Source organism: Arthrobacter sp. Alg241-R88 (assembly GCF_900537115.1).
Taxonomy (GTDB): domain Bacteria; phylum Actinomycetota; class Actinomycetes; order Actinomycetales; family Micrococcaceae; genus Arthrobacter.
Genome location: NZ_UNRG01000006.1, coordinates 271,134 through 294,745 on the forward strand (window position 1 = coordinate 271,134; position 23,612 = coordinate 294,745).

General features: G+C 66.0%; 20 protein-coding genes. 11 read left to right on the plus strand and 9 right to left on the minus strand.

Annotated elements, in window-relative coordinates; translation table 11 throughout:
• The 4 genes from G6R19_RS14880 to G6R19_RS14895 are packed head-to-tail and all read right to left on the minus strand — an operon-like array spanning nt 1 to nt 5,177.
• Nucleotides 1–813, minus strand: a complete 813-nt coding sequence (locus tag G6R19_RS14880) for a bifunctional allantoicase/(S)-ureidoglycine aminohydrolase (protein ID WP_163166275.1) — start codon at nt 811–813, stop codon at nt 1–3.
• A 10-nt stretch (nt 814–823) separates the two neighbouring features.
• Complete coding sequence (locus G6R19_RS14885) at nt 824–2,098, minus strand: aldolase (RefSeq protein ID WP_163166277.1); 1,275 nt, start codon at nt 2,096–2,098, stop codon at nt 824–826.
• 3 nt (nt 2,099–2,101) lie between these two features.
• Complete coding sequence (gene aceB / locus G6R19_RS14890) at nt 2,102–3,700, minus strand: malate synthase A (protein ID WP_163166279.1); 1,599 nt, start codon at nt 3,698–3,700, stop codon at nt 2,102–2,104.
• A gap of 37 nt (nt 3,701–3,737) precedes the next feature.
• Nucleotides 3,738–5,177 carry an NAD-dependent malic enzyme gene (locus tag G6R19_RS14895; RefSeq protein WP_163166281.1) on the minus strand — a complete coding sequence of 480 codons (1,440 nt, stop codon included), beginning with the start codon at nt 5,175–5,177 and terminating at the stop codon, nt 3,738–3,740.
• Nucleotides 5,178–5,389: 212 nt separating this feature from the next.
• Here G6R19_RS14895 and G6R19_RS14900 point away from each other — a divergent pair, with 212 nt between their 5' ends.
• On the plus strand, nt 5,390–6,145 hold the full coding sequence (locus G6R19_RS14900) for an IclR family transcriptional regulator (RefSeq protein ID WP_163166284.1): 756 nt from the start codon (nt 5,390–5,392) through the stop codon (nt 6,143–6,145).
• A 138-nt stretch (nt 6,146–6,283) separates the two neighbouring features.
• Here the strand turns inward: G6R19_RS14900 and G6R19_RS14905 are convergent, their stop codons facing one another.
• Nucleotides 6,284–7,789 carry a nucleobase:cation symporter-2 family protein gene (locus G6R19_RS14905; protein ID WP_163166286.1) on the minus strand — a complete coding sequence of 502 codons (1,506 nt, stop codon included), beginning with the start codon at nt 7,787–7,789 and terminating at the stop codon, nt 6,284–6,286.
• A 183-nt stretch (nt 7,790–7,972) separates the two neighbouring features.
• Nucleotides 7,973–8,881 carry a factor-independent urate hydroxylase gene (gene pucL, locus G6R19_RS14910; RefSeq protein ID WP_163166288.1) on the minus strand — a complete coding sequence of 303 codons (909 nt, stop codon included), beginning with the start codon at nt 8,879–8,881 and terminating at the stop codon, nt 7,973–7,975.
• A 351-nt stretch (nt 8,882–9,232) separates the two neighbouring features.
• Between pucL and G6R19_RS14915 the strand changes: the two genes are divergently transcribed.
• Nucleotides 9,233–9,418: a hypothetical protein gene (locus G6R19_RS14915; protein WP_163166290.1), complete on the plus strand. Its 186-nt coding sequence runs from the start codon at nt 9,233–9,235 to the stop codon at nt 9,416–9,418.
• 101 nt (nt 9,419–9,519) lie between these two features.
• On the opposite strand, the gene G6R19_RS14920 is transcribed toward G6R19_RS14915, so the two are convergent.
• Nucleotides 9,520–10,893 (minus strand): 8-oxoguanine deaminase, encoded by a 1,374-nt coding sequence (locus G6R19_RS14920; protein WP_163166292.1) that lies wholly within the window; start codon nt 10,891–10,893, stop codon nt 9,520–9,522.
• Nucleotides 10,894–11,294: 401 nt separating this feature from the next.
• On the opposite strand from G6R19_RS14920, the gene G6R19_RS14925 reads away from it, so the two are divergent.
• The 9 genes from G6R19_RS14925 (at nt 11,295) to G6R19_RS14965 (ending at nt 20,883) form a co-directional block, all read left to right on the plus strand.
• The gene (locus tag G6R19_RS14925) at nt 11,295–11,789 is read left to right on the plus strand and encodes a nucleoside deaminase (RefSeq protein ID WP_163166294.1); all 495 of its coding nucleotides are present in this window, start codon (nt 11,295–11,297) and stop codon (nt 11,787–11,789) included.
• Between the two features lie 15 nt (nt 11,790–11,804).
• On the plus strand, nt 11,805–13,325 hold the full coding sequence (locus tag G6R19_RS14930) for an NCS2 family permease (RefSeq protein WP_163166296.1): 1,521 nt from the start codon (nt 11,805–11,807) through the stop codon (nt 13,323–13,325).
• Nucleotides 13,326–13,496: 171 nt separating this feature from the next.
• Nucleotides 13,497–14,705, plus strand: a complete 1,209-nt coding sequence (locus tag G6R19_RS14935; protein ID WP_163166298.1) for an XdhC/CoxI family protein — start codon at nt 13,497–13,499, stop codon at nt 14,703–14,705.
• Complete coding sequence (locus G6R19_RS14940; RefSeq protein ID WP_163166300.1) at nt 14,696–15,616, plus strand: FAD binding domain-containing protein; 921 nt, start codon at nt 14,696–14,698, stop codon at nt 15,614–15,616. The genes G6R19_RS14935 and G6R19_RS14940 overlap by 10 nt, the downstream gene beginning before the upstream one ends.
• 2 nt (nt 15,617–15,618) lie before the next feature.
• A complete protein-coding gene (locus G6R19_RS14945; protein ID WP_163166302.1) occupies nt 15,619–18,450 on the plus strand; it encodes a molybdopterin cofactor-binding domain-containing protein in 2,832 nt (943 codons plus the stop codon).
• Between the two features lie 87 nt (nt 18,451–18,537).
• Complete coding sequence (locus G6R19_RS14950) at nt 18,538–19,518, plus strand: aldo/keto reductase (protein WP_163166304.1); 981 nt, start codon at nt 18,538–18,540, stop codon at nt 19,516–19,518.
• A 44-nt stretch (nt 19,519–19,562) separates the two neighbouring features.
• Entirely contained in the window at nt 19,563–20,213 is a 651-nt protein-coding gene (locus G6R19_RS14955) for a uracil-DNA glycosylase family protein (RefSeq protein ID WP_163166306.1), read from the plus strand.
• 62 nt (nt 20,214–20,275) lie between these two features.
• Nucleotides 20,276–20,647 carry a DUF5655 domain-containing protein gene (locus tag G6R19_RS14960; protein WP_163166308.1) on the plus strand — a complete coding sequence of 124 codons (372 nt, stop codon included), beginning with the start codon at nt 20,276–20,278 and terminating at the stop codon, nt 20,645–20,647.
• A 68-nt stretch (nt 20,648–20,715) separates the two neighbouring features.
• Entirely contained in the window at nt 20,716–20,883 is a 168-nt protein-coding gene (locus G6R19_RS14965; protein WP_163166310.1) for a hypothetical protein, read from the plus strand.
• A gap of 45 nt (nt 20,884–20,928) precedes the next feature.
• On the opposite strand, the gene nboR is transcribed toward G6R19_RS14965, so the two are convergent.
• Both nboR and aceE read right to left on the minus strand, forming a co-directional pair.
• Nucleotides 20,929–21,594: a nicotine blue oxidoreductase gene (gene nboR, locus G6R19_RS14970; protein ID WP_163166311.1), complete on the minus strand. Its 666-nt coding sequence runs from the start codon at nt 21,592–21,594 to the stop codon at nt 20,929–20,931.
• Between the two features lie 92 nt (nt 21,595–21,686).
• Nucleotides 21,687–23,612 (minus strand): pyruvate dehydrogenase (acetyl-transferring), homodimeric type (gene aceE, locus G6R19_RS14975; protein WP_163166312.1); only part of this gene is annotated, 1,926 nt, incomplete at its 5' end.

Sequence of the window (23,612 nt, forward strand, 5' to 3'; positions counted from 1 at the left end):
TTACGTGAGGCGGACCTGCCGGTTCATGTCCTTGTAGAGCAGGTAACGGAATTCGCCCGGGCCGCCGGCGTAGCAAGCCTGCGGGCAGAAGGCGCGCAGCCACATGAAGTCGCCGGCCTCAACCTCAACCCAGTCGTTGTTCAGCAGGTACATGGCCTTGCCCTCCAGGACGTACAGGCCGTGCTCCATGACGTGGGTTTCGGGGAACGGGATGACGCCGCCGGGCTGGAACGTCACGATGTTCACCTGCATGTCGTGGGCGAGGTCGTTGGAGTCCGTGAAGCGGGTGGTCTTCCAGGCGTCGTTGGTATCCGGCATCGACGTAGGCTGCACGTCCTTTTCATTGGTGACGAAGGACTTGGCCTCGTAACCCTCAAGGCGTTCGTAGGCCTTGCGGATCCAGTGGAAGGACACAACGTCGTCGGAAACGTTCTCCAGGCCCCACTCCGAACCGGCAGCCAGGTAGGCGTAGCCGCCTTCCTCCAGCTGGTGCAGTTCACCGTCGAGGGTGAGGTTCACCTTGCCGCGGGTCACAAAAATGACGCCTTCGACGCCGGCCTCGAACTCGGCCTTGGGAGCACCGCCGCCCGGGCCGATCTCCACGATCAGCTGCGAGAACGTGGTGGCGAAGCCGGAGATGGGCCGCGCGATGATCCAGGATCGGGTGTTCGAAAAACCCGGAAGGTTGGACGTGACGATGTCAGTCATGACGCCCTTGGGAATGACCGTGTACGCCTCGGTCACGATGGCCCGCTCCGTGGTCAGGTGCGTCTGCGGCGGCAGCCCGCCGGTGGGGGAGTAGTACTTGCCCATGGTTGGATCCTTACTTGGAAGTGGTGGCGAGCCTGGGGTGGGCCAGCGCAGTGAGTTGGGGGATGCCGACACCGGCGAGCGCCTGCACTTCTTCCGCACCGACGGCGCCGCACTGGACGCCACGCAGCACAAAGGCGGCCAGGGCCCGGGCCGTGGCGGGTTCGTCCATCACGCCGCCTTCGGTCTGCTCTACATAGTTCCGCAGCCGGGCTGCGGCGGCCGGAAGTCCCTGCCGGTAGAAGGCATAGGTGGCGGCGAAGCGGCTGGGCAGCTGGGCCGGGTGCAGGTCCCAGCCCTGGTAGTAGCCGCGTTCCAGCGACCGCCGGACCAGCCGGCCGTGCAGCTGCCAGGCGTTCTCCACGTTGTCGCCCACCGGGATGATGTTGGTGGATCCGTCCGAGAGCCGGATTCCGGTGCCCGCCACGGCGAGCTGCATGACTTCCTTGGCGAAGTCCGCCACCGGATGCTCCATGGACTGGTACTCCGCGGAGATCTGCAGGGACGCGGAATAGTCATACGTGCCGTAGTGCAGTCCGCTGATCCGGCCGGGGACGGCGTGCGGCAACTGTGCAACCGGTGACATCCCCTCGGGGCCGAGGATCAGCTGGGGCGTTTCCACCTGCACCTCGAAGCGGAGCCGTCCGGCGGGGAGGGAATGGACTTCCTCCAGCCGGGACACGGCGTAGTCCATAGCCTTGACCTGGGCCACGGTAGTCACTTTGGGCAGGGTCAGGACCAGCCCCTCCGGCAGCTCGCCGGCCGCGGCCAGGCCGGACACAAACAGGTCCAGCGTGCGCAGTCCGCGTGCCCTGGTGGGCGCCTCGAAACACTTGAAGCGGATGCCGATGAACGGGGGAGCGGAGCCGGCAGCGACGGCGGCGGCCACAGCGGAGGCCGCGGTGACAGCGGCGGCGTCCTCGGCGTCGTCGCCCCTGTCCCCGAAACCGTCCTCGAAGTCGAGGCGCAGGTCCTCGATGGGCTCACTCGCCAGCTTGGCTTGAACCCGCGGGGCAACAGCTTCCGCGAGGGCCGCGTCCTGGCCCAGCAGCGCGCCGAGCTTCGCCACGCCGCCGTGCGCTTCAACGGTATTCAGCGCCTCGGCGCCCCAGTCGGCAGCGAACGACGCCGTGAACCGGTCAGCGGGCACGTACACCGTGTGGACGGGCTGGCGGGAGCCGTCGTCGCCCGGGTAGTTCTGCTCCAGCAGCCGGTCCGTGGCGGCCAGCTGCCCGTCGATGTGCGCGAGGTCCCGCGGGGAGAGCGAGAACTTGGGTGTTGCCGGCATGCGTCAGCCCACCAGTTCGTAGGCCGGGGTGGTGAGGAAATCCGTGTAGTCCTCGGAGAGGCAGATGTCCGCGATGAGTTCGCTGGCAGGCTGGTAGTAGAGGCGGAAGGCCTGGTCGCCGAACTCGGTGCGGAGCCGCTCGGTTTCCTCGCCCAGGATCCGCTCCACCAGTTCACGGGTGACGGTGTTGCCGGTGTCCGCCAGGACTGACTTGTTGCGGATCTGCTGCCACACCTGCGAGCGGGAGATTTCCGCCGTGGCCGCATCCTCCATCAGGTTGTGGATGGCGACGGCGCCGTTCCCGGACAACCATACGGCGGTGTACGCGACGGCCACGTAGAGGTTCAGCCGCAGGCCCGCCTCGGTCACCTGGCCCTCGGCGGAGGCCACGTCCAGCAGTTGCTCAGCGGTCACCGAAACCTCGGGGCGCTGCTTGTCCAGCTGGTTCGGCTTGTCGCCGAGGACGGCGTCGAAGACTTCCCGGCAGGTGGGAACGAGGTCCGGGTGCGCAACCCAAGAGCCGTCAAAGCCGTCGTTCGCCTCGCGGGTCTTGTCCGCGCGGACCTTGGCGAAGGCCGCCTCGGTAACCTCCGGGTGGCGGCGGTTGGGGATGACGGCCGCCATGCCGCCCATCGCGAAGGCGCCGCGCTTGTGGCAGGTCTTCACGAGCAGTTCGGTGTAGGCGCGCATGAACGGGGCGGTCATGGCAACGGAAGCGCGGTCCGGCAGCACAAACTCCTCGCCGGCGTCGCGGAAGTATTTGATGATGCTGAACAGGTAGTCCCAGCGGCCGGCGTTCAGGCCGGAGGCGTGGTCGCGCAGTTCGTACAGGATCTCGTCCATCTCGAATGCGGCCGGGATGGTTTCGATCAGCACGGTGGCGCGGATGGTGCCCTGGTGCAGGCCGAGGTAGTCCTGGGCGAAGACAAAGACATCGTTCCAAAGCCGGGCCTCCAGATGGCTCTCCATCTTGGGCAGGTAGTAGTACGGTCCCTGTCCGTTGAGGACCAGCTGCTTGGCCACGTGGAAGAAGTGCAGGCCGAAGTCCACCAGCGCGCCGACGGCGGGTTCGCCGTCGATGAGCAGGTGCTTCTCCGGCATGTGCCAGCCGCGGGGCCGGGCCACCACGACGGCGAGCGGCGCGTCAGTGCGGAGCCTGTACTCCTTGCCCTCGGCCGACGTGTGGCTGAGGGTCCCCTGGGCGGCGTCGCGGAGGTTCAGGATGGCGTCGATGACGTTGGCCCAGGTGGGGGTGCTGGCATCCTCGAGGTCCGCGAGCCACACCTTGGCCCCGGAGTTCAAGGCGTTGATGGCCATCTTTGCCGGAGAAGCCGGCCCGGTCATCTCAACCCGGCGGTCCTGCAAAGCCGCTGGTGCCGGCGCAACCTTCCAGTCGCCGTCGCGCACGTCCTGGGTTTCCGGCAGGAAGTCCAGCTTGCCGGTCTCGGCAACGCGCTGCCGCTTGACGCCGCGGGCTGCCAGGAGTTCGTTGCGGGTGCCGGCAAAACGGGTGTGCAGCTCCTCCAGGAATGCCAGCGCCTTGGGGGTGAGGATCTCCTCCGCGCGGTCGATGGGCCGGGGGTCTGTGACAGTGATGGCCATTTCTGGTCCTTTCCTTGTACTGAAGTCAGGCAGTGAATCAGGCGCTGGCCAGGGCTTCTTCGAGTTCCTTGGCTGCAGCCGCGGTTGCCACGTTGGCGGCGTGGGCGGCGGCAGCAACGGCTGAGGCAACATCGGCGGCCACGTGGGGATCGAAGACGCTGGGGATAATGTAGCTGGCATTGAGCTCGTCGTCAGCTACCCGGTTGGCGATCGCCTCCGCGGCGGCCACCAGCATCTCCGGAGTGATGTCCGATGCGCCGGCGTCGAGCAGGCCCCGGAAGAAGCCGGGGAAGGCCAGTACGTTGTTGATCTGGTTGGGGAAGTCGCTCCGGCCGGTGGCTACCACTGCGGCATGCCGGGACGCGATCACCGGATCGATCTCCGGCGTGGGGTTGGCCATGGCGAACACGATGGCGTTCTCTGCCATGGCGGCAACCTGCTCCTCGCCGATCACGTGCGGGGCGCTGACGCCGATGAAGACGTCCGCACCCACGAGGGCCTCGTGCAGGGTGCCGGCGAAGCCTTCTTCGTTGGTGTTCGCGGCAATCCAGCTGCGGTGCTCGTCGCTGTACTTCTCGCCGGCGTGGATGGCGCCGGAGCGGCCTGCGGCGATGATGTGCCGTGCGCCCTGGGCCTTCAGGAGCTGGATGATGGCGGAGCCTGCTGCCCCGACGCCGGAAACCACAACCCGAACCTCGTCCAGCTTCTTGCCCACAACACGGAGTGCGTTCACCAGTGCGGCCAGGGTGACGATGGCGGTGCCGTGCTGGTCGTCATGGAATACCGGGATGTCCAGTTCCTCGCGGAGCCGGTTCTCTATTTCGAAGCAGCGGGGCGCGGCGATGTCCTCGAGGTTGATGCCGCCATATACGGGGGCCATGGCCTTGGCGATCATGATGATTTCCTCGGTGTCCTGCGTGTCGAGGCAGACGGGCCAGGCGTCCACGTTGGCGAACTGCTTGAACAGCGCGGCTTTGCCTTCCATCACGGGCAGGGCGGCGGCCGGGCCGATGTTGCCCAGGCCCAGGACGGCTGAGCCATCCGTGAGGACGGCGATGGTGTTGCGCTTGACCGTCAGGTTGCGGGCCGCTGCCGGGTCCTCGGCGATGGCAAGGCAAACGCGTGCGACGCCGGGAGTGTAGGCGCGGGAGAGATCGTCGCGGTTGCGCAGGGCTACTTTGGGGACGACTTCGAGCTTGCCGCCCAAGTGCATCAGGAAGGTGCGGTCCGAGACGTGCTGGACCGTGACGCCGTCAAGCGCGTTGAGGGCGTCTTTGACCCTGCCGGCGTGCTCGTCATCCGTGGTGTTGCAGGTGACGTCAACAACCAGGGTCTCGTGGTGGGACTCGCTGACATCCAGGGCGGTAATGGCTGCACCGGCGGCGCCGACGGCCGCGGCGAGCTCGCTGGTGGCGCTGAAGCTTGACGGTGCTTCCACGCGCAGGGTGATCGAATTTCCGGGGCTGGGGTTCGCCATTGAATGTCCTCCTGTAGGGCCCGGGACGGGCTTCTGATCGAATCCGAATGTTTTCGTATTATGGATATTATTATCTACCTAATGGAAATACAAGCCCATCTTGCTCTTCATCGCGTCTGCCGGGCCGGTGCTGTATCTTGAGAGCATTAGGGCAATTCTTTTCACGATGCGGATAAGACTTGTCGGAATCCGAGTCCACAGGAGACTGGTACATGGCTGAGAAAGCCGCAGGTGGCGTCCAATCCGTTGAGCGCGTCTTCGAACTGCTGGAACTGATCACTGACGCCGGCGGCGATGTCACCCTCAGCGAGTTGTCCTCGTCCACGGACTTGCCGCTGCCTACAATCCACCGCCTGCTGCGCACCCTGGTCTCGCTGGGCTACATCCGCCAGCTGCCCAACCGGCGCTACGCCCTGGGTCCGCGGCTCATCCGCCTGGGCGAGGGAGCCAACAAGCAGCTTGGTGCCGTAGCCCGCCCACAGTTGAAAACGCTGGTGGACCGGCTGGGGGAGACCTCCAACATGGCCGTGCTCGACTCGGACATGGTGATCTACGTGGCGCAGGTGCCCTCGCTGCACTCGATGCGCATGTTCACGGAGGTGGGCCGGCGTGCCCATACCCACGCCACCGGCGTCGGGAAGGCCATCCTGGCGCAGCTGGACGACGACACGGTCCGCGGCATCGTCACCCGTGCCGGGATGCCTACCCCCACGGCGAAGAGCATTGGCGACGTCGAGGAACTCCTGGCCGACCTCAAGCTCATCCGGGAACGCGGCTACTCCATTGACGAGGAGGAGCAGGAACTGGGCGTCCGCTGCTTCGCCATGGCGGTGCCCAACGCTCCGACCCCCACCGCAATTTCCGTTTCCGGTCCCGTGTCCCGGGTGGATGAGCACTTCGCGGACAAGGCCGTGCCGGTCCTCCGCGAAGCTGCCGAGGCCATCTCCCTGGAGCTCAATCGCAACTGATCCAACCCCTGGAGTTTTTGTCCAGATATGCAGGCTTTCAGGCACTTCAAACCTGCATAGCTGGACAAAAACTCCTAGGATAACGCCGACGGCGGCCTGCTCCTTTCGGAAGCGGGCCGCCATCGGCGTTCAATGGTGCTAGTGCTCTGACGCCTTTTCGGACGACTGGACGGGGACTTCCTTGCCATCACAGTCGATGAGCTTGCCGCCTTCGAAGCGGTCGCCGTCGGCCAGGCATTTCAGGTCCTCTTGCCGGACCACGCGTTCGGTGCCCGCCACAAACACCGACTGGTTCTCCGAGTTGCCCGCCTTGAGGTGGTTGAACAGCAGGTTCAGCAGGATGGCCATCACGGCGGCTGAGCTGATGCCGGAGTGGAAGATTGTGCCGAACCAGGACGGGAACTGGTCGTAGAAGCTGGGAGCGGCGATGGGGATCATGCCGAACCCGATGGACGCAGCCACGATGATCAGGTTCATGTTGTTCTTGTACTCCACCTTGGAGAGGGTGCGGATGCCGCTCGCGGCCACCGTTCCAAAGAGTACGACGCCGGCGCCGCCCAGCACGGGGGTGGGCACCGCTGCGACCACCCGGCCCAGGACGGGCAGCAGGCCGAGGATCACCAGGATCAGGCCGCCGGCGCTGACCACGAAGCGGCTCTTGACGCCGGTGATGGCCACCAGGCCAACGTTCTGGGCGAAAGCGCTCTGGGTGAAGGAGTTGAACAGCGGGGAGATGGCGCTGGACAGCATGTCCGCACGCAGGCCGTCGCCAATCCGCTTGGAGTCCACCTTGGTACCCACGATCTCACCCACGGCGATGATGTCCGCCGAGGTTTCGGTCAGGGTCACCAGGATAACAATGAGCATGGAGATGATGGCGGCGATCTCGAACACCGGCGGACCGAAGGCGAACGGCGTGGGGAAGGCGACGATCTCGCCCTGGCCCACCTTGGAGAAGTCCGCCATGCCGAAGGCGAAGGCGATCGCGGTGCCCAGGACCATCGCGAGCAGGATGGACAGCCGGGAGATCGCGGCGCTGCCCACCTTGCTCAGGAGCAGGACGATGGCCATGGTGGCTGCCGCCAGGCCGATGTTAGCCATGCTGCCGTAGTTCTCGGCAGTCCGGTTGCCGCCCATGGCCCAGTTGGCCGCCACGGGCATCAGGGTAAGCCCGATGGTGGTGATGACCGTTCCGGTGACCACCGGCGGGAAGAACCGGATGATCTTGGAGAAAAGCGGCGTGATCAGCAGGCCGATCAGCGAGGCCGCGATGACGGACCCGAACACAGCCTGGATTCCGCCTCCGCCGTGGACGATGGCAACCATGGTTGAAACACCCGCGAACGAGACACCCTGGACCAGTGGCAGCTGCGAGCCGAAGAACCGGACGCCGATGGTCTGCAGGATGGTGGCCAGGCCGCCCACGAAAAGGCAGGCGGCAATCAGCAGGCCGATGTCCTGCGAGGACATTCCGGCGGCGGCGCCGATGATCAGTGGCGGGGCGATAATGCCGCCATACATCGTGAGGACGTGCTGGAAGCCGTACGCAAAAGTGCTGGCGATGGGGAGCCGCTGATCCTCGGGACGGGCCGGCTGCTTGCTTTTACCGGCGGCCGCAGCGGCCAGTTTCTTTCTGGTGTTCATGGCAGACTTTCTTGGTTCATGGCAGACGACATTGTCTGGCTAACGGGGTCTGGCTAACGGGTGTTGCGGAAAGGCGTGGGTGAAAGCCCGGAGTTTTTGTCCACGTATGCGGACTTTAAGGGTCCTGAGGTCGTCGTATCTGGACAAAAACTCCGGGCCTGAAAAGGTTCTCGGTGGTGCTGCCTAGCAGAAGCCGGCGATGCCGGACCAGGCGATGCCCGCCGGGGTGGCGTCGTCGCGCTGGACGGTGGCCTCGATCAGGCCGTAGGGGCGGTCCGCGGCGTAGAAGACTTCGTTGGGGTTGTCGAGACCGAAGGGTGAGAGGTCCACGAGGAAGTGGTGCTTGTTGGGCATGGAGAACTTGATCTCGTCGATCTCGCTGTGGGCTTCCAATACCTTGGTGCCCATGTCGAACAGGGTTTGCTGCAGGGCGTGGGAGTACTTCTCGGTGAAGCCTTCCAGCAAAAGTCCCTTGACGTCGTCGTAGCTCTTGTTGAAGTCCAGGGCGCTGAAATCGGTTCCGGTCTTGAACCGCCAACGCGCCGAGACGTCGGTGGCCAGGATGCGGTCGGTGGTCTCCTGCAGGGTGGTGTACCTGTCCTTGGGGTAGCCCACGAAGCCTGACTGGGTGGACTTCAGGACAGTCAGGTCCTTGAGTCCGGAGATGAGGTGGGTGGTGGCGCCGTCGCGGACCAGGACCGCGGTGCGCACTTCCTGGCCGTTGCGCACGAAGGAGTGGTCGTGCTCCGTGCCGTGGGCCTGGATCCGGTCCCAGCTGTAGGACTCGGCCTCCCAGCGGCCGCCGGTCACCCAGTCGAAGCTGGAGGTGAAGTGCTCGCCCAGCCGCAGCAGGAACGCCTCCGGGGAGCCCACGCCGTCGCGGGCGAAGGCATAGATGGTGTTTTTCTGGGTGTCGGTGGCCACTACGTGGGCGTTGTCGCCTTCGAGGTGTGCGGCCGAAAAATCCCCCCGCAGCTGCGAGGTGACGTTGAGGTCTTCGATTTCGTGGCGGTCGCTGTCGCGGGTGATCTTGACGACCCGGACCTCGGCTTTTCCGTACTGGTTTTCGCCGAGGATGATTTTGCTGCTCATGGTCTGTTCCCAACTTCCGGTAAGTGGAACCTAGGTTCCATCACTGAAATTAAGCGCGCATTTCAAGCGCGTTTCCGGTGGAGCCGACCCAACAAAAAAGAGCCGGCATCCATTGATGCCAGCTCATTACGACCCTGCCTGCTGCTCCCAGGTTACGTGACATACACCACGAATTGACATCCAGCGTAGCTCAGCAAACCGGTGGTGTACATCACAAAGCGAAGATTCGATTTGTGACCGGGGAGTGTGGGAACCGTTGACGAAGCAGCGGAGTGCCACCTAGGCCATTCCACATAGCAAAAGTTATTTTCCATTTTATGGAACTACTTCAACCCCTCGGAGGAGGATCAGATGTACCAGCAGGACACGACGCCGGTTGCACCGGCACAAACGGCGGCACCCTCAGTCCAGGAGTTCTACCTCCCCCTTGGCGGCGGAACGGATCCGGACTTCTATTTGCCGGCCGACCGGGATCATGTCCCTGGGCGTTTCTCGCGTTGGGTCCACGCGCTGCCGGGCTTCGGCAAGCGCCCCTAGCGAAGCTGGCGCCGCGGGTTGCGGCCAAATCGACGGTTCCCTGCGCGCTCGATGATGCGGATCGTCGGGTACGCAGGGAACCGTCGAAACGGCGGCGCCGCCTAGCCGTTCACCAGCCGCCGGGCCGCCGCGGAGTGCTCGGCGATGAGCCCGGCAACATCCAGTCCGGGGATCTGCCCGTCCACCACGCGCCACTGCCCGCCCACCATCACCCGGTCGGCCCGGTCAGCAGCGCACAGCAGCAGCGCGGCAATTGGGTCGTGGCTGCCCGAAAAGCGCAGGTCGTCCAGCCGGAACAGCGCCAGGTCTGCCTGCATCCCGGGAGCAAGCTGGCCCAGCCCCGGACGCCCCAGGACGGCCGCTGAGCCCCGCGTGGCCCAGCCGAGCGCCCTTTCCACGGGAACATCCGCCCCGTAGCGCAACCGCTGGAGATACAGCGCCTGCCGCGCTTCCAGGATCATGTTCGAGGCATCATTCGACGCCGAGCCGTCCACTCCCAGCCCCACCGGCACTCCGGCGTCCTCCAGTTCCAGGACGCGTGCCGTCCCCGACGCCAGCCGCATGTTTGAGGTGGGGCAGTGCGCGACGGCGGTGCCCGCGGCGCCCAGCCTGGCAATTTCCGCGTCGCTGAAATGGATTCCGTGGCCCAGCCAGGTGCGCTCCGTCAGCCAGCCCACACTGTCCAGGTAGTCAACGGTCCGCAGCCCGAACATTTCACGGCAGAAGTCCTCCTCGTCCAGGGTCTCAGCCAGGTGGGTGTGCAGCCGCACGTCCAGCCGCTCGGCGAGCGCGGCGCTTTCGGCCATGATTTCCTTGGTCACCGAGAAGGGCGAGCACGGTGCCAAGGCAATCTGGATGACCGCGTCCTCACCGCGCTCGTGGTACCGGGCCACCAGGCGTTCGCTGTCGGCCAGTACCACCTCCGGTGCCTGCACGGTGGACTGGGGCGGCAGGCCGCCGTCGTCCGTTCCGAGGGTCATGGACCCGCGCGTCAGGGTGGCCCGCATTCCCAGCCGGCGCACCGCCTCAACCTGGATGTCGACGGCGTGCTCCAGGCCGCCGGGGAAGAGGTAGTGGTGGTCTGCTGCCGTGGTGCAGCCCGAGAGCAGGAGTTCGGCGAGTGCCACCGTGGTGGCGAGCTCAAGGTCCCGCGGCGTGAGCCGGGCCCAGACCGGATAGAGGTTCTGCAGCCAGGGGAACAAGGGTGCGTTAGCCACCGGACCCCAGGCGCGGGTGAGGGTCTGGTAGAAGTGGTGATGCGTGTTGATCAGGCCCGGCAGCAGCACGTGGCTTCCGGCGTTGAAGACCTCCGTGCATGGTTCCGCCGGGACTTGGCCCGAGCCGAGCACTTCCACGATGATTCCGCCGCTGACCACGAGTCCGCCGGAGGCGTCCAGGGTGTTGGCGGTGAAGGCGGCCTGCGGATTCCGGATCCAGAGGCGGGGAGCGGCGGCAGGGGCGGGAGGATGGGTCATGGGGTGTCCTTGTCTGAGCGCAGGTGCGGTATTTCCAGCTCAGTGAGGCCCTGTCTGCTGATCCAGGTACCGGCGGCTGTGGGCAGCGGCGGTGCCATCAGAGTAGGGAACAAGCCTGACCTGCGTCAACGTCCTCACAATGTGACCGGCGGCGGCCGGCCGGTGAAGCGCACGTAATCTAGATTTCACATTGCGGAATAAAGTTTTCAGAAAACTATGGCGCGGGCCACAATCCGGTGCTAATCTCGATTTTGCCAAAGGCGGGCACCCGGACTTCGGGAAGCTATCTACCAGGCGCAACTTAACCTTCACAGCACATGCTGAAGCCTGGTAACCGTCGCACCTGGTTCTACTGGTCCTGCAAGCGGCAACAGGCTTCCCGGCAATAAGGAAGTCGCATCATGAGTACCACCGTCACGGCCGAGGAATTTTTGGCCAGATCCATCCGGCTGGCAACGGCCAACGTCCTGAACAGCGGCGGCCCCTTCGGCGCCATGATCGTCACCGCGGACGGCAAAACGTTCGACGGCGTCAACCGCGTCACTGCGGACAACGATCCCACGGCCCACGCCGAAGTCACTGCAATCCGCACCGCCTGCCGCGAACTCGGCACCTTCGACCTCAGCGGCGCCGTCCTCTACACCAGCTGCGAGCCATGCCCCATGTGCCTGGCTTCCGCACTCTGGGCCCGCGTCGAGCGGGTGGTCTTCGCCGCGGACCGGCACGACGCCGCCTCTGTCGGCTTCGATGACGCCGTCTTCTACGAATACTTCGACAACCAGGACAGGGATTCCCTGATGCCGGTATCCAAGCTGGAGCTGGGCGATCCCCAGGCCCCTGCCCCGCTGGAGCCGTTCAACACCTGGAACACGCTTGAATCCAGGATCGACTACTAGGCCCGGCGGCTCATCATGACCATCCTGGATTCCTCCCACGAGGAGCATTCGGCTCCATCCCCCCGCACCTCCCAGCCGGCATCAGGCAGCCCCAAGCCGCCGGCCTCGAACGCCATCCTTGACCGGTTCTTCCACATCACCCAGCGCGGTTCCACGCTGGCCCGTGAATTCCGCGGCGGCCTGGTCACCTTCTTCACCATGGCGTACATCGTTATCCTCAACCCCCTGATCCTTGGTGGCTTCAGCGCGGACAATGCCCCTACCGACGTCGCCGGGGGCTGGCTCTCAGCAGCACAGGTAGGAGCAGTCACCGGCCTCACCGCCGGCGTCATGACCATCCTGTTCGGGCTCGTCGCCAACCTGCCGTTCGGCCTCGCCGCCGGTTTGGGCATCAACTCCTTCCTGGCCGTCTCGGTCATCCAGGAAGTCACCTGGGCCGAAGCCATGGGCCTGGTGGTGATCAACGGCATCCTGATCGTGCTGTTCGGCATCACCGGAGCCCGGACCGCCATCTTCCGGGCCGTCCCCAAGGAGCTGAAGGCCGCCATCACCGTGGGCATTGGTCTCTTTATTGCCTTCATCGGCTTCGTGGATTCCGGTTTCGTCAAGGCCACGGCGGGCGGACCGCCCGTCCAGTTGGGCAATGGCGGCTCCATCACCTCCGTCCCCACGCTGGTGTTCATCGTCGGACTCCTGGCCATGGGCATCCTCGTGGCGCGCAAGGTCCAGGGCGGACTGTTGATCGGCATCGTGGCAACAACTTTCCTCGCCGCCGTCGTGGAAGCAGTGATGAAAATCGGCCCGGCCAGCGAAACCAACCCCGGCGGCTGGCACCTGAACACCCCGGTACTCTCCGGCCAGCTGGTGTCCGCCCCGGACCTGGGCCTGGTGGGGCAGTTCGACTTGTTCGGAGCCTTCAGCCGGATCGGCGGGCTGGCCGCGACCATGCTGGTGTTCACCCTGGTGTTCACCAACTTCTTCGACGCCATGGGCACCATGACCGGCCTGGCCAAGAGCGCCGGCGTCGCCCACAAGGACGGAACGTTCCCCCGCCTGAAGTCCGCCTTCATCGTGGAAGGCGTGGGTGCCGTGGCGGGCGGAGCCACCTCGGGCTCTTCCAACACCGTGTACATCGACTCCGCTGCCGGCATTGGCGAAGGTGCCCGTACCGGCCTGGCGTCGGTGGTCACCGGGGTGCTGTTCCTCGGCTCGATGTTCCTGACACCGCTCACCAGCGTGGTTCCGCTCGAGGTGGCAGCCGCTGCCCTGGTGGTGGTGGGCGCGATGATGATGGCGCAGATCCGGGAGATCAAGTTCAGCAAGTTCTCCGTGGCGCTGCCCGCCTTCCTGACCATCGTGACCATGCCGCTGAGCTACTCCATCGCCAACGGCATTGGGGTGGGCTTCATCAGCTGGGCCATCATCGGCGCGGCTTCCGGGAAAGCGAAGAAGATCCATCCGCTGATGTGGGTGGTCAGCGCCGGGTTCCTGGTGTACTTCGCCCGCGGGCCCATCAACCTGCTGTTGGGCGCTTGACCGCAGCTTTCTGCCGCACCTGCTCCGCTTTCGGGTATCCGCACCTGTGACCCTGGGTGCGGATGCCCGGAACGGCAGTAATTTCCCCTGGAGCCGGACCAGTGCTTGGCCCGGCTCCCGTTAGGAACGACAATATGGACACCACCGCACAGTGGAAGAAGGAGCGCCGCCATGCTTGACCTGATCCCTTCACTTCACGGCTGGGCGCCGGCCATCCTCGGACAGCGGTTCGCGGTGGCCACCATCGTTCGGGCCAGCGGCTCCGTTCCCCGGCCCGTCGGCAGCTCCATGCTGGTGTCCGACGCCGGCGCCGTCCTTGGCAGCCTCTCCGGCGGCTGCGTCGAGGGGGCCGTCGTGGCGGCAGCCCTGGAAGCAATGGACGACCGCGCCACCCGGCTCGAGACGTTCGGCTACAGCGCCGCCGATGCCTTCGCCGTCGGGCTCACCTGCGGGGGAGAACTGGACGTGCACATCGAACCGGCAAGCGGGAACCAGGGCCGCAGGCTGGCGGAGGCATTGCTGCAGCTGGCGGCTTATGGGGCTGACGAACCGGTGGCGCTGGTCCGGAGGCTGGATGCCGGCGGCAGCGGCGCCGTCGTTATTTCCCAGCCGGCCGCTGCAGAGGTGTCCCGCCATCCGGAACTGCGCGCGCTGCTGGACCTTCCGGAAGACCCCGGGGCCGGCCGTGCCCGCAGCGTGCAGCTCGAGTCCTTCCTGCGCAGCGGCGCCACCGGTGTGCTGCACCTGGCCGGGCCGGGCCTGTGCACCGGCGCAGCCACCCTCCTGGTCGAGTCCCGGCTCGCACCGCCGCGCATGCTGGTATTCGGCGCCAACGACTTCAGTGCCGCGCTGCTGCCCGCCGCCAAACCGCTCGGCTACCACGTCACCCTGGTGGACGCCCGGCCGGCCTTTGCCTCCCAATTACGGTTCCAAACAGCGGACGAGGTGGTCACCGCCTGGCCCCACCATTACCTCGCAGCAGAAGCGGCGGCAGGACGGGTGGACGCCCGGACGGTCATCTGCGTCCTGACCCACGACCCCAAGTTCGACGTACCCCTGCTGGAGACCGCGCTGGCGTTGGACGTCGCCTTCATCGGGGCCCTCGGCTCCCGGCGCAGCCACGTCCAACGGGTAGGCGCCCTGCTGGACAGCGGCGTCCGCCCCGAACGGATTGCCCAGCTCCACTCACCGCTTGGCCTGGATCTCGGCGCCGTCACACCGGCGGAAGTGGCGGTTTCCGTCCTCGCCGAAGTCATCGCCGCCCGGCATCCGGCAGCATCCCATCAGCCGTTGAGGGAGACCTCCGGCCCCATCCACCAGGAGCGCGTCGCGAAGCCGGCGCCCACCCACTCTTTGCAGCAGGAGATCGCATGGACATGAACACCATTGAGGCGGTGGTCCCCACCACCGACCCCGCGGAATGGCGCGACGGCGACGCCTGGCTCGCCGGAGGCACGGTCCTCTTCTCCTATGGCAGCCTCGCGTTCGGCCCCCAGCCGCTGAGGCGGCTCCTGGACCTCGGCAACGCCGGCTGGACCCCCGTCACCGCCAGCAATGACGGGATAGAACTGGCTGCCACCTGTACTGTCGCGGACCTCTACAAACTTCCCGGCTCTCCTGCAGCAGCAGGCCGCAGCTGGCCGGCCCTGGACCTGGTCCGGCCGTGCTGCGACTCGTTTGTTGCCTCCTTCAAGGTGTGGAACATGTCCACCGTGGGCGGCAACCTGTGCACCTCGCTGCCCGCCGGGCCCATCATTTCGCTGTGTGCCGGCCTGGACGGCAGCGCCACCATCCTCGGCCCCGGCGGCACCAGCCGCAGCGTCCCGGTGACGGACTTCGTCACGGGCGACGCAAAGAACTGCCTGGCACCGGGCGAGTTGCTGCGCAGCGTCCACCTCCCGGCGTCGGCCCTCGCCTCCCGGGTGGCGTTCCGCCGCCTGTCGCTGAGCAACCTGGGCAGGTCCGGGGTGCTGCTGATTGGAAGGCTCGACGGCGGAACCCGGCTGGTGCTTACCGTCACCGCCGCCACCAAACGGCCCGTGCAGCTGCGCTTCGATGGGCTTCCCGACGCCGAGGTGCTGGCCGCCGCAATTACCGCAGAGATTCCCAACGACCTTTACCACGACGACATCCACGGCCTGCCGGTCTGGCGCCGGGATATGACCTACCGCCTGGCCGAGGAAATCCGCGCCGAACTCGCGGCCCCGGAAGGGGCGCCCGGCCTCCGGGTTTCCGGCGACTTCTGGCCGCCGAAAGACCGTGGACTTTACGCACAGCAGGAAGGGGCCTGAGCATGGCCATCGAGATCAACGGAGCCGCGGCGGACGCGTCACCCCGTCCCGGGCAGTGCCTGCGCACCTTCCTGCGGGAGCAGGGCAACCTGGGCGTCAAGAAGGGCTGCGACGGCGGCGACTGCGGAGCCTGCACCGTGCACGTGGACGGCACTCCCGTGCACAGCTGCATTTACCCTGCCGTCCGCTCCGAGGGGCACGCGGTGACCACCATCGAAGGACTGGCTTCCACTGCCGGCGACGGAGCGGACCTGCACCCCGTGCAGCAGCAGTTCATGGAGCGGCAGGGCTTCCAGTGCGGGTTCTGCACGGCGGGCATGGTGATGACGGCGGCGACCTTCGACGACGAACAGAAGGAGAACCTGCCCCGCAACCTCAAAGGCAACCTCTGCCGCTGCACCGGATACCGTGCCATCTCCGACGCCGTCTGCGGGCATGCCGGTCACCCGGACCCGAAGGGACAGGGATCCGGGATCGCCGGGAAGGGCCAGCCGGATCCCGAGCCTGGGCAGCTGGGCGACGACGTCCCGGCTCCCGCCAGCCGGGCGGTAGTCACAGGCGCCGCCCGCTACACCCTGGACGTCCCGGCAGACCAGCTGCAGGGCCTGCTCCACCTCAAGCTCCTGCGCTCGCCGCATGCCCATGCGCGCGTGCTGTCCATCAACACCGACGCTGCATTGCAGGTCCCCGGCGTGGTGGCCGTTTTGACCCACCGCGACGCTCCGGAGCAGCTGTTCTCCACCGCGCAGCATGAACTCTTTACTGACGATCCGGATGACACCCGCGTGCTGGATGACGTGGTGAGGTTCCGGGGCCAGCGGGTTGCCGCGGTGGTGGCTGAAACGGTGGCTGCCGCAGAAGCCGGGGTGCGGGCACTTGAGGTGGAGTACGGGGAACTGCCCGCCGTCTTCTCGCCGCAGGAAGCGCTGTTGCCCGGAGCGCCGCTGGTGCACGGCGACAAGGAGGGGGCAACAGCGCGCATTTCCCGGCCGGACCGGAACGTGGTGGCTGAACTCCACTCGGAACTGGGGGACGTGGCCCAGGGCTTTGCGGCAGCGGACTTCATCCATGAGCAGACCTACCGTACCCAGCGCGTCCAGCACGTTGCCCTGGAAACGCACGCAGCCATCGCGGCCGTGGACGGTGAGGGCCGCCTGCAGGTCCGCACATCCAGCCAGGTTCCCTTCCTGGTCCGCCGCACCCTGTGCCGGGTTTTCGGGCTTCCGGAGGAGCAGGTCCACGTGGTGGCCGGCCGCGTGGGCGGCGGCTTTGGCGGCAAGCAGGAAGTACTCACCGAAGACATCGTGGCGCTCGCGGCCCTGAAACTGGGCCGGCCAGTCCAGCTCGAACTGACCAGGACGGAACAGTTCACCGCCACCACCACCCGCCATCCGTTCACCATCAAGCTCAAGGCCGGCGCCAGCGTCAACGGAAAACTCACTGCCCTGGAACTCGACGTGCTGACCAACACCGGCGCCTACGGCAACCACGGCCCCGGCGTGATGTTCCACGGCTGCGGCGAATCCTTGAGCGTCTACAACTGCGACAACAAAAAAGTGGACGCCCACGCGATGTACACCAACACGGTGCCGGCCGGGGCATTCCGCGGGTATGGCCTCAGCCAGATGATCTTCGCGATCGAGTCCGCCATGGACGAGCTCGCCGCCGGCATCGGCATGGACCCGTTCGAATTCCGCCGCCGGAACATGGTGCGCGAGGGCGACCGGATGCTGTCCACCCAGCCGGAACCCGAGGAGGACGTCCACTACGGCAGCTACGGGCTGGACCAGTGCCTGAGCCTGGTCCGCGACGCACTGGCCCGCGGCCGGGAACGGTACCGGGCCGCCGGGCTGGACGAACTTGGCCCGGACTGGCTCACCGGGGAGGGAACCGCCCTCTCCATGATCGATACCGTGCCGCCCCGCGGACACTTTGCCCACTCCCGCCTCCGGCTCCTGCCCGACGGGACGTACCAGGCCGACGTCGGTACTGCCGAGTTCGGCAACGGCACCACCACCGTCCACTCCCAACTGGCCGCCACGGCGCTGTCAACGAACGCCACGCGGGTTGTGGTCCGGCAGTCCGATACCGACCTGATCGAACACGACACCGGCGCCTTCGGTTCCGCGGGCACCGTGGTGGCGGGCAAGGCGACCCTCGCCGCGGCTGAGGAACTGGCAGTCCGCATCCGCGCCTTTGCGGCAGGTACCCACCAGACCCAGGCCTCAGCCTGCGTCCTTGACGGCGACGCCGTAGTCATTGACGGAACTCCCGTGGCACTGACGGAACTGGCGCAGGCGGCTGCGGATGCCGGCGTCGAACTTGCAGCGGAAGGACGCTGGGGCGGGACGCCAAGGTCCGTGGCGTTCAACGTGCACGGCTTCCGCGTGGCAGTGAACCGGGGCACGGGCGAGCTGAAGATCCTGCAGAGCGTGCAGGCCGCGGACGCCGGTGTGGTGGTGAATCCGCGCCAGTGCCGCGGCCAGATCGAGGGCGGAATTGCCCAAGCCATCGGCGCTGCGCTGTATGAGGAGGTGGTGATTGACGACGCCGGCCGGGTCACCACCGACATCCTGCGGCAGTACCACATCCCTACTTTTGCGGACGTGCCCCGCAGCGAGGTGTATTTCGCGGACACCAACGACAAAATGGGGCCGCTGGGTGCGAAGTCCATGAGCGAAAGCCCCTTCAACCCTGTGGCCCCAGCCTTGGCGAACGCGATCAGGAACGCCACCGGTGTGCGCTTCGCCCAGCTGCCCATCGCGCGGGACAAGATCTACCTGGGACTCAAGGAGGCGGGGCTGGTGCCGAACCTGGAGCATCTCCTGTCCTAGGAAAACGCGGGGTCACATAATGCCCCATTAGGCGCGTTCAGCGGGCCTAATCTGACCCCGCGTTGCATCGTTGCATATAGTCAAGGGATGGAACAGCGGATTTTAGGCAAGACCGGACGGAACGTGTCCATCGTGGGGCTGGGCACCTGGCAGCTCGGCGCGGACTGGGGCAACGTTGACCCGGCACAGGCGCAGGCCATCCTGGCAGCGTCCGTGGAGGCGGGCGTGAACTTCTTCGACACCGCGGACGTCTACGGCGACGGCAAGAGCGAGCAGGCCATCGGGAAGTTCCTCGCGGACAACCCCGGCCTGGACATCACGGTGGCCACTAAGATGGGCCGCCGCGTGGACCAGCAGCCGGAGAACTACACCCTGGCCAACTTCCGCCAGTGGGTGGACCGCTCCCGGAAGAACCTCGGCACAGACTCCCTGGACCTGGTCCAGCTGCATTGCCCGCCCACTCCGGTGTACAGCAACGCCGAGGTCTATGACGCCCTGGACACCCTGGTGTCGGAGGGGGCCATCCGCAACTACGGCGTCAGTGTCGAACGCACTGACGAGGCGCTGGAAGCGATCAGCCACCCGGGCACCGCCTCCGTGCAGATCATCCTCAACGCCTTCCGCCTCAAGCCCCTGGACGAGGTCCTTCCCGCGGCAAAGGCGGCAAACGTGGGGATCATTGCCCGCGTGCCGCTCGCCTCGGGGCTGCTCTCCGGCAAGTACTCCAAGGAAACCACGTTCGCCGAGAACGACCACCGGAACTACAACCGCAACGGCGACTCTTTCGACGTCGGCGAGACCTTCTCCGGGGTGGATTACGACCTGGGGCTGAAGGCCGTCAAGGAGTTCGAACAGCTCGTGCCGGCCGGCGCCAGCACTGCGCAGGCCGCGATCGCCTGGATTGCGGCGCAGGACGGCGTCACCAGCGTGATCCCCGGCGCACGCAACGTGGAGCAGGCCACGGCGAATGCCGCCGCGGCGGGTCTCGCGGTTGATGAAGACTTCGACGCCGGCGTCCGCTGGATCTACGACCACTACTTCCGCGAAGCCATCCACCCGCGCTGGTAAGGCGGCAGGATCGGTTCGCGCCGTCACACGGGACAGGCAGGTGAATGACAGCTTCTTCCGTCGGCACCTTCGTGGAGCGGCTCTCCGCCGTGCCTTCGGGACCGGGGCTTAACAACTTCTTCGATCACAGCGAACCGGCTAATGCGCAGCGCCGGCGCAACCTGGAGCTCTACCTGCAGGAAATGCTGGACCGCGCGCCTAAGGTGCTGCTGTTGGGCGAGGCGCCGGGCTTCCGTGGCATGAGGATCACCGGTGTTCCCTTCACCAACCGCACCATGTTCCAGGGCCCGGCCAACAGTTTTGGGCTGTTCGGTCCGGGAAAGGGTTACGTGTTGCCTCCCGATGCGGCGGGAGTGGCAGCTGAGCCCACCGCCACTGTGATGTGGGAGGTCCTGGCGGAACTGGATTTCCTTCCCGTGCTGTGGAGCGCATGCCCCTGGCACACGCACGTGCCCGGGAAGCCGCAGTCCAACCGCACGCCGAGGACAACGGAAGCCCGTCTCGGAACTGAGTTCTGGCAGACGCTGGTGGAGCTCTTCGGCATCGAAACGGTGGTGGCCGTGGGCAACGTGGCGCATCGCAGCCTGCTCGCCAGCGGCATGGACGTGCCGAAAGTCCGGCACCCGTCGCACGGCGGCCGGTCCGGCTTCACGATGGGACTGGAGCAGCTGCTTATCGGTGGAATGCAGACCTAAAACATGCGGGCGGTCGCCTGCTGTCGCGGCGAAAACTGCGGCTGCTGGGCAGGTGGGCCACCATGGTGACTGTGGATGCACAACAGCTTTTTCCCGGCGCCCTCGAGGAGATCTATGATGCTCTTTCCGCTCATGTGCTCGAACTGGGTGACGACATCGCCGAAGAGTTCTCGAGAACCCAGGTGAGTTACGGTGCGGCCCGGAAGTTTGTATGGCTCACCCCGGTCACGAAGACCAAAGCCCTTCTGACTATGGACATGTGGGATGAGCACCACGCTTCGTTCCTCCGTGACGTTATCCGATTTCGTCACGACAAGTACACGCACCAGATCGAAGTGCGAACGGCGTCCGACATTGCGACTGTTGCCGCGCTCGGCTGGTTCGAGGAATCAGCCGGCTGGGGCCGGAAGCAACGGTTGACCGAACAACCCTGAAGCCCTCCACCGGGAATTCTCTGTGATCTACGCGGGGCATTGTCAGACCCCCTTGGCATGATGTTTTTATGGGAATCGCAGCGGTGGCGAGGGCATTTGAGGACATTGATGCCGCTCTTGCCGTGCTCAATGCCGAGGCGGCAGGGGTGTGGTTCCGAGCCATTTTCGGATGCCGCCACAGTGGGCTGCCCCCCGAAGAAGACGCGTTGGAATGGTTCCTGCATAAGCGCGCCTGAGCCGCTCTGACTACCCCGTGGACCCTGCTGCCCTTCAGCAGTTTCTTAGTCGAGGAGCCGCAACTGGTCCGGTGTGTCAATGTCCTCGCCGGTGGACTGGTCGCTGCAATCAACCTCGTCCACCAGGTCCGGATGCGCCCGCAAGAAGCCGCGTGCCCCGGCGTCGCCGGTTACGGTGGCACTCACTGCTTCGCGCAGGGAAGCGTCAATGAGCAGCGGATGGCCGCGAAGGAGCCTGTCCTGCTGCCCGGTTTCCTGCCCAGCTTTAAGGCTGGCCGGCTTACCCCCGTCCGTGGCTTCCCGACGGCGGTATGCGGCAGCGGTGATGCGGCCGGGACGGTGGCGTGCCAGCAGGCGCCCGACTGTTGCCCGGGTCAGCCCGGGCTGGTCAACAAGGGCGATCAGCAAGTGGTCAGCCGGGTCTGCCGTCTGCTCACCTAACAGGAAAGAACTGCCCATGCCCGAACGCCAATCAGGGTTGACGGCCACCCGGTAACGGTCCAGTTCGGCGGTGGCCGCAACGTCGGGAGCCCCGGCCCCCAGCACCACCACAACCTCGCGGCAGCCGCCGTCGAGCAGCGCGCCGGCGACGGATTCCACGAGCGGACGGCCCCGGTAGGGGAGCAGGGCCTTCGGTCCGCGTCCCAGCCTGGTCCCGGCGCCGGCGGCGAGGACAACCCCGGTAGTCCTGCTCTGATCAGCGTTCCCCATAGCCTCACCCTAAGTGAGTTTTTGTCCAGATATGCAGGGTTCCCGGCTTCGGAAGTCCGCATATCTGGACAAAAACTTGGGGGTGAAGTCCCTTAGGCGTCGCCGCCCGCCCCGCCGGTGGTTCCGGCGTTGACGTCCAGGAGTTTGTAGCGGTCGATGGCGTACTGCGGTGCGCCCTCCTCCACGTCGCCCCTCGCGGCGAGCAGCTGAAGGGTCTTCACCACGATGGAGTGGGTGTCGTTCTTGAAGAAGCGGCGGGCTGCTGGGCGCGTGTCGGAGAAGCCGAAGCCGTCCGCGCCGAGCGAGGCGAACTGGTGCGGCAGGAACTGGCGGATCTGGTCCGGTACGGCCTTCATGTAGTCGGACACTGCGACGACGGGGCCGGTGGCTCCCTCGAGCTGCCGGGTGACGAAGGGGACGCGGGCGGGTTCGCCGGGGTTGAGGAAGGCTTCCTCTTCGGCGGCGAGGCCGTCGCGGCGCAGTTCGTTCCAGGAGGTGACGGACCAGACGTCGGCGGAGACGCCCCAGTCCTCAGCGAGGATCCGCTGGGCCTCCAGCGCCCACGGGACTGAGACGCCGGAGGCGAGGATTTGTGCCCTCGGCCCTTCAGTGGCCGACGGCGATACCCGGTAGATGCCCTTAAGCACACCTTCGACGTCGAGGTTCTCGGGCTCGGCTGGCTGGGTGATGGGCTCGTTGTAGACCGTGAGGTAGTACATCACGTTGTTCTCCGGCGCTGTTCCGGTTCCTTCGCCGCTTGCGGCCGGCCCGTACATGCGTTCGAGGCCGTCGCGGATGATGTGGCCCATTTCGTAGCCGTAGGCGGGGTCGTAGGTGACCACTGCGGGGTTGGTGGAGGCGAGCAGGGGGGAGTGGCCGTCGGCGTGCTGGAGGCCTTCGCCGGTGAGGGTGGTCCGGCCTGCGGTGGCGCCGATGATGAAGCCGCGGGTCATTTGGTCTGCTGCTGCCCAGAAGGCGTCGCCGGTGCGCTGGAAGCCGAACATGGAGTAGAACACGTAGACCGGGACCAGGGGCACGCCGTGGGTGGCGTACGCGGTTCCGGCGGCGGTGAACGCTGCCACGGCACCGGCTTCGTTGATCCCGGGGTGGATCAGCTGGCCCTGCGCGGACTCCTTGTAGGCCAGGACCAGGTCCCGGTCCACGGAAAGATAGTTCTGTCCGCCGGGGTTGTAGATCTTGGCGGTGGGGAAGAAGGCGTCCATACCGAAAGTCCGTGATTCGTCCGGGACGATGGGCACAATCCGGTGGCCGAACTTCTTGTCGCGGAGCAGGTCCTTGAGGAGCCGGACAAAGGCCATAGTGGTGGCTGCCTGCTGCTTGCCCGTGCCCCGCTTGGCGACGTCAAAAGTCTTGGCCTCAGGCAGCTCAACGGCTTGATGGTTCGGCCGGCGTTCGGGGACGGCGCCGCCGAGTGCCCTGCGCCGCTCGTGGAGATAAACAATCTCCGGGGCATCATGGCCGGGATGGAAATACGGCGGGCTGTAAGGGTCCTCCTCCAGCCGAGCATCGGAAATCGGAATCCGAAGGTAATCCCTGAATTTCTTGAGGTCGTCCATGGTGAGTTTTTTCATTTGGTGGGTCGCGTTGCGGCCCTCGAAGTGGGGTCCGAGTCCGTAGCCCTTGACGGTTTTGGCGAGGATGACGGTGGGTTTGCCCTTGAATTCGGTGGCTGCCTTGTACGCGGCGTAAACCTTGCGGTAATCGTGGCCGCCGCGTTTGAGGTTCCAGATCTGGTCATCGGTCAGGTCCGCGACGAGGTCCTTGGTCCGGGGGTCCTTGCCGAAGAAGTGTTCGCGGACGAACCCGCCGGATTCTGCCTTGTAGGTCTGGTAGTCCCCGTCGGGGGTTTCATTCATGATCTTCACCAGCGACCCGTCGGTGTCGCGGGTGAGCAGGTCATCCCATTCCCGGCCCCAGACGACCTTGATCACGTTCCAGCCCCCGCCGCGGCAGAACGCTTCGAGCTCCTCCATGATCTTCCCGTTGCCGCGGACCGG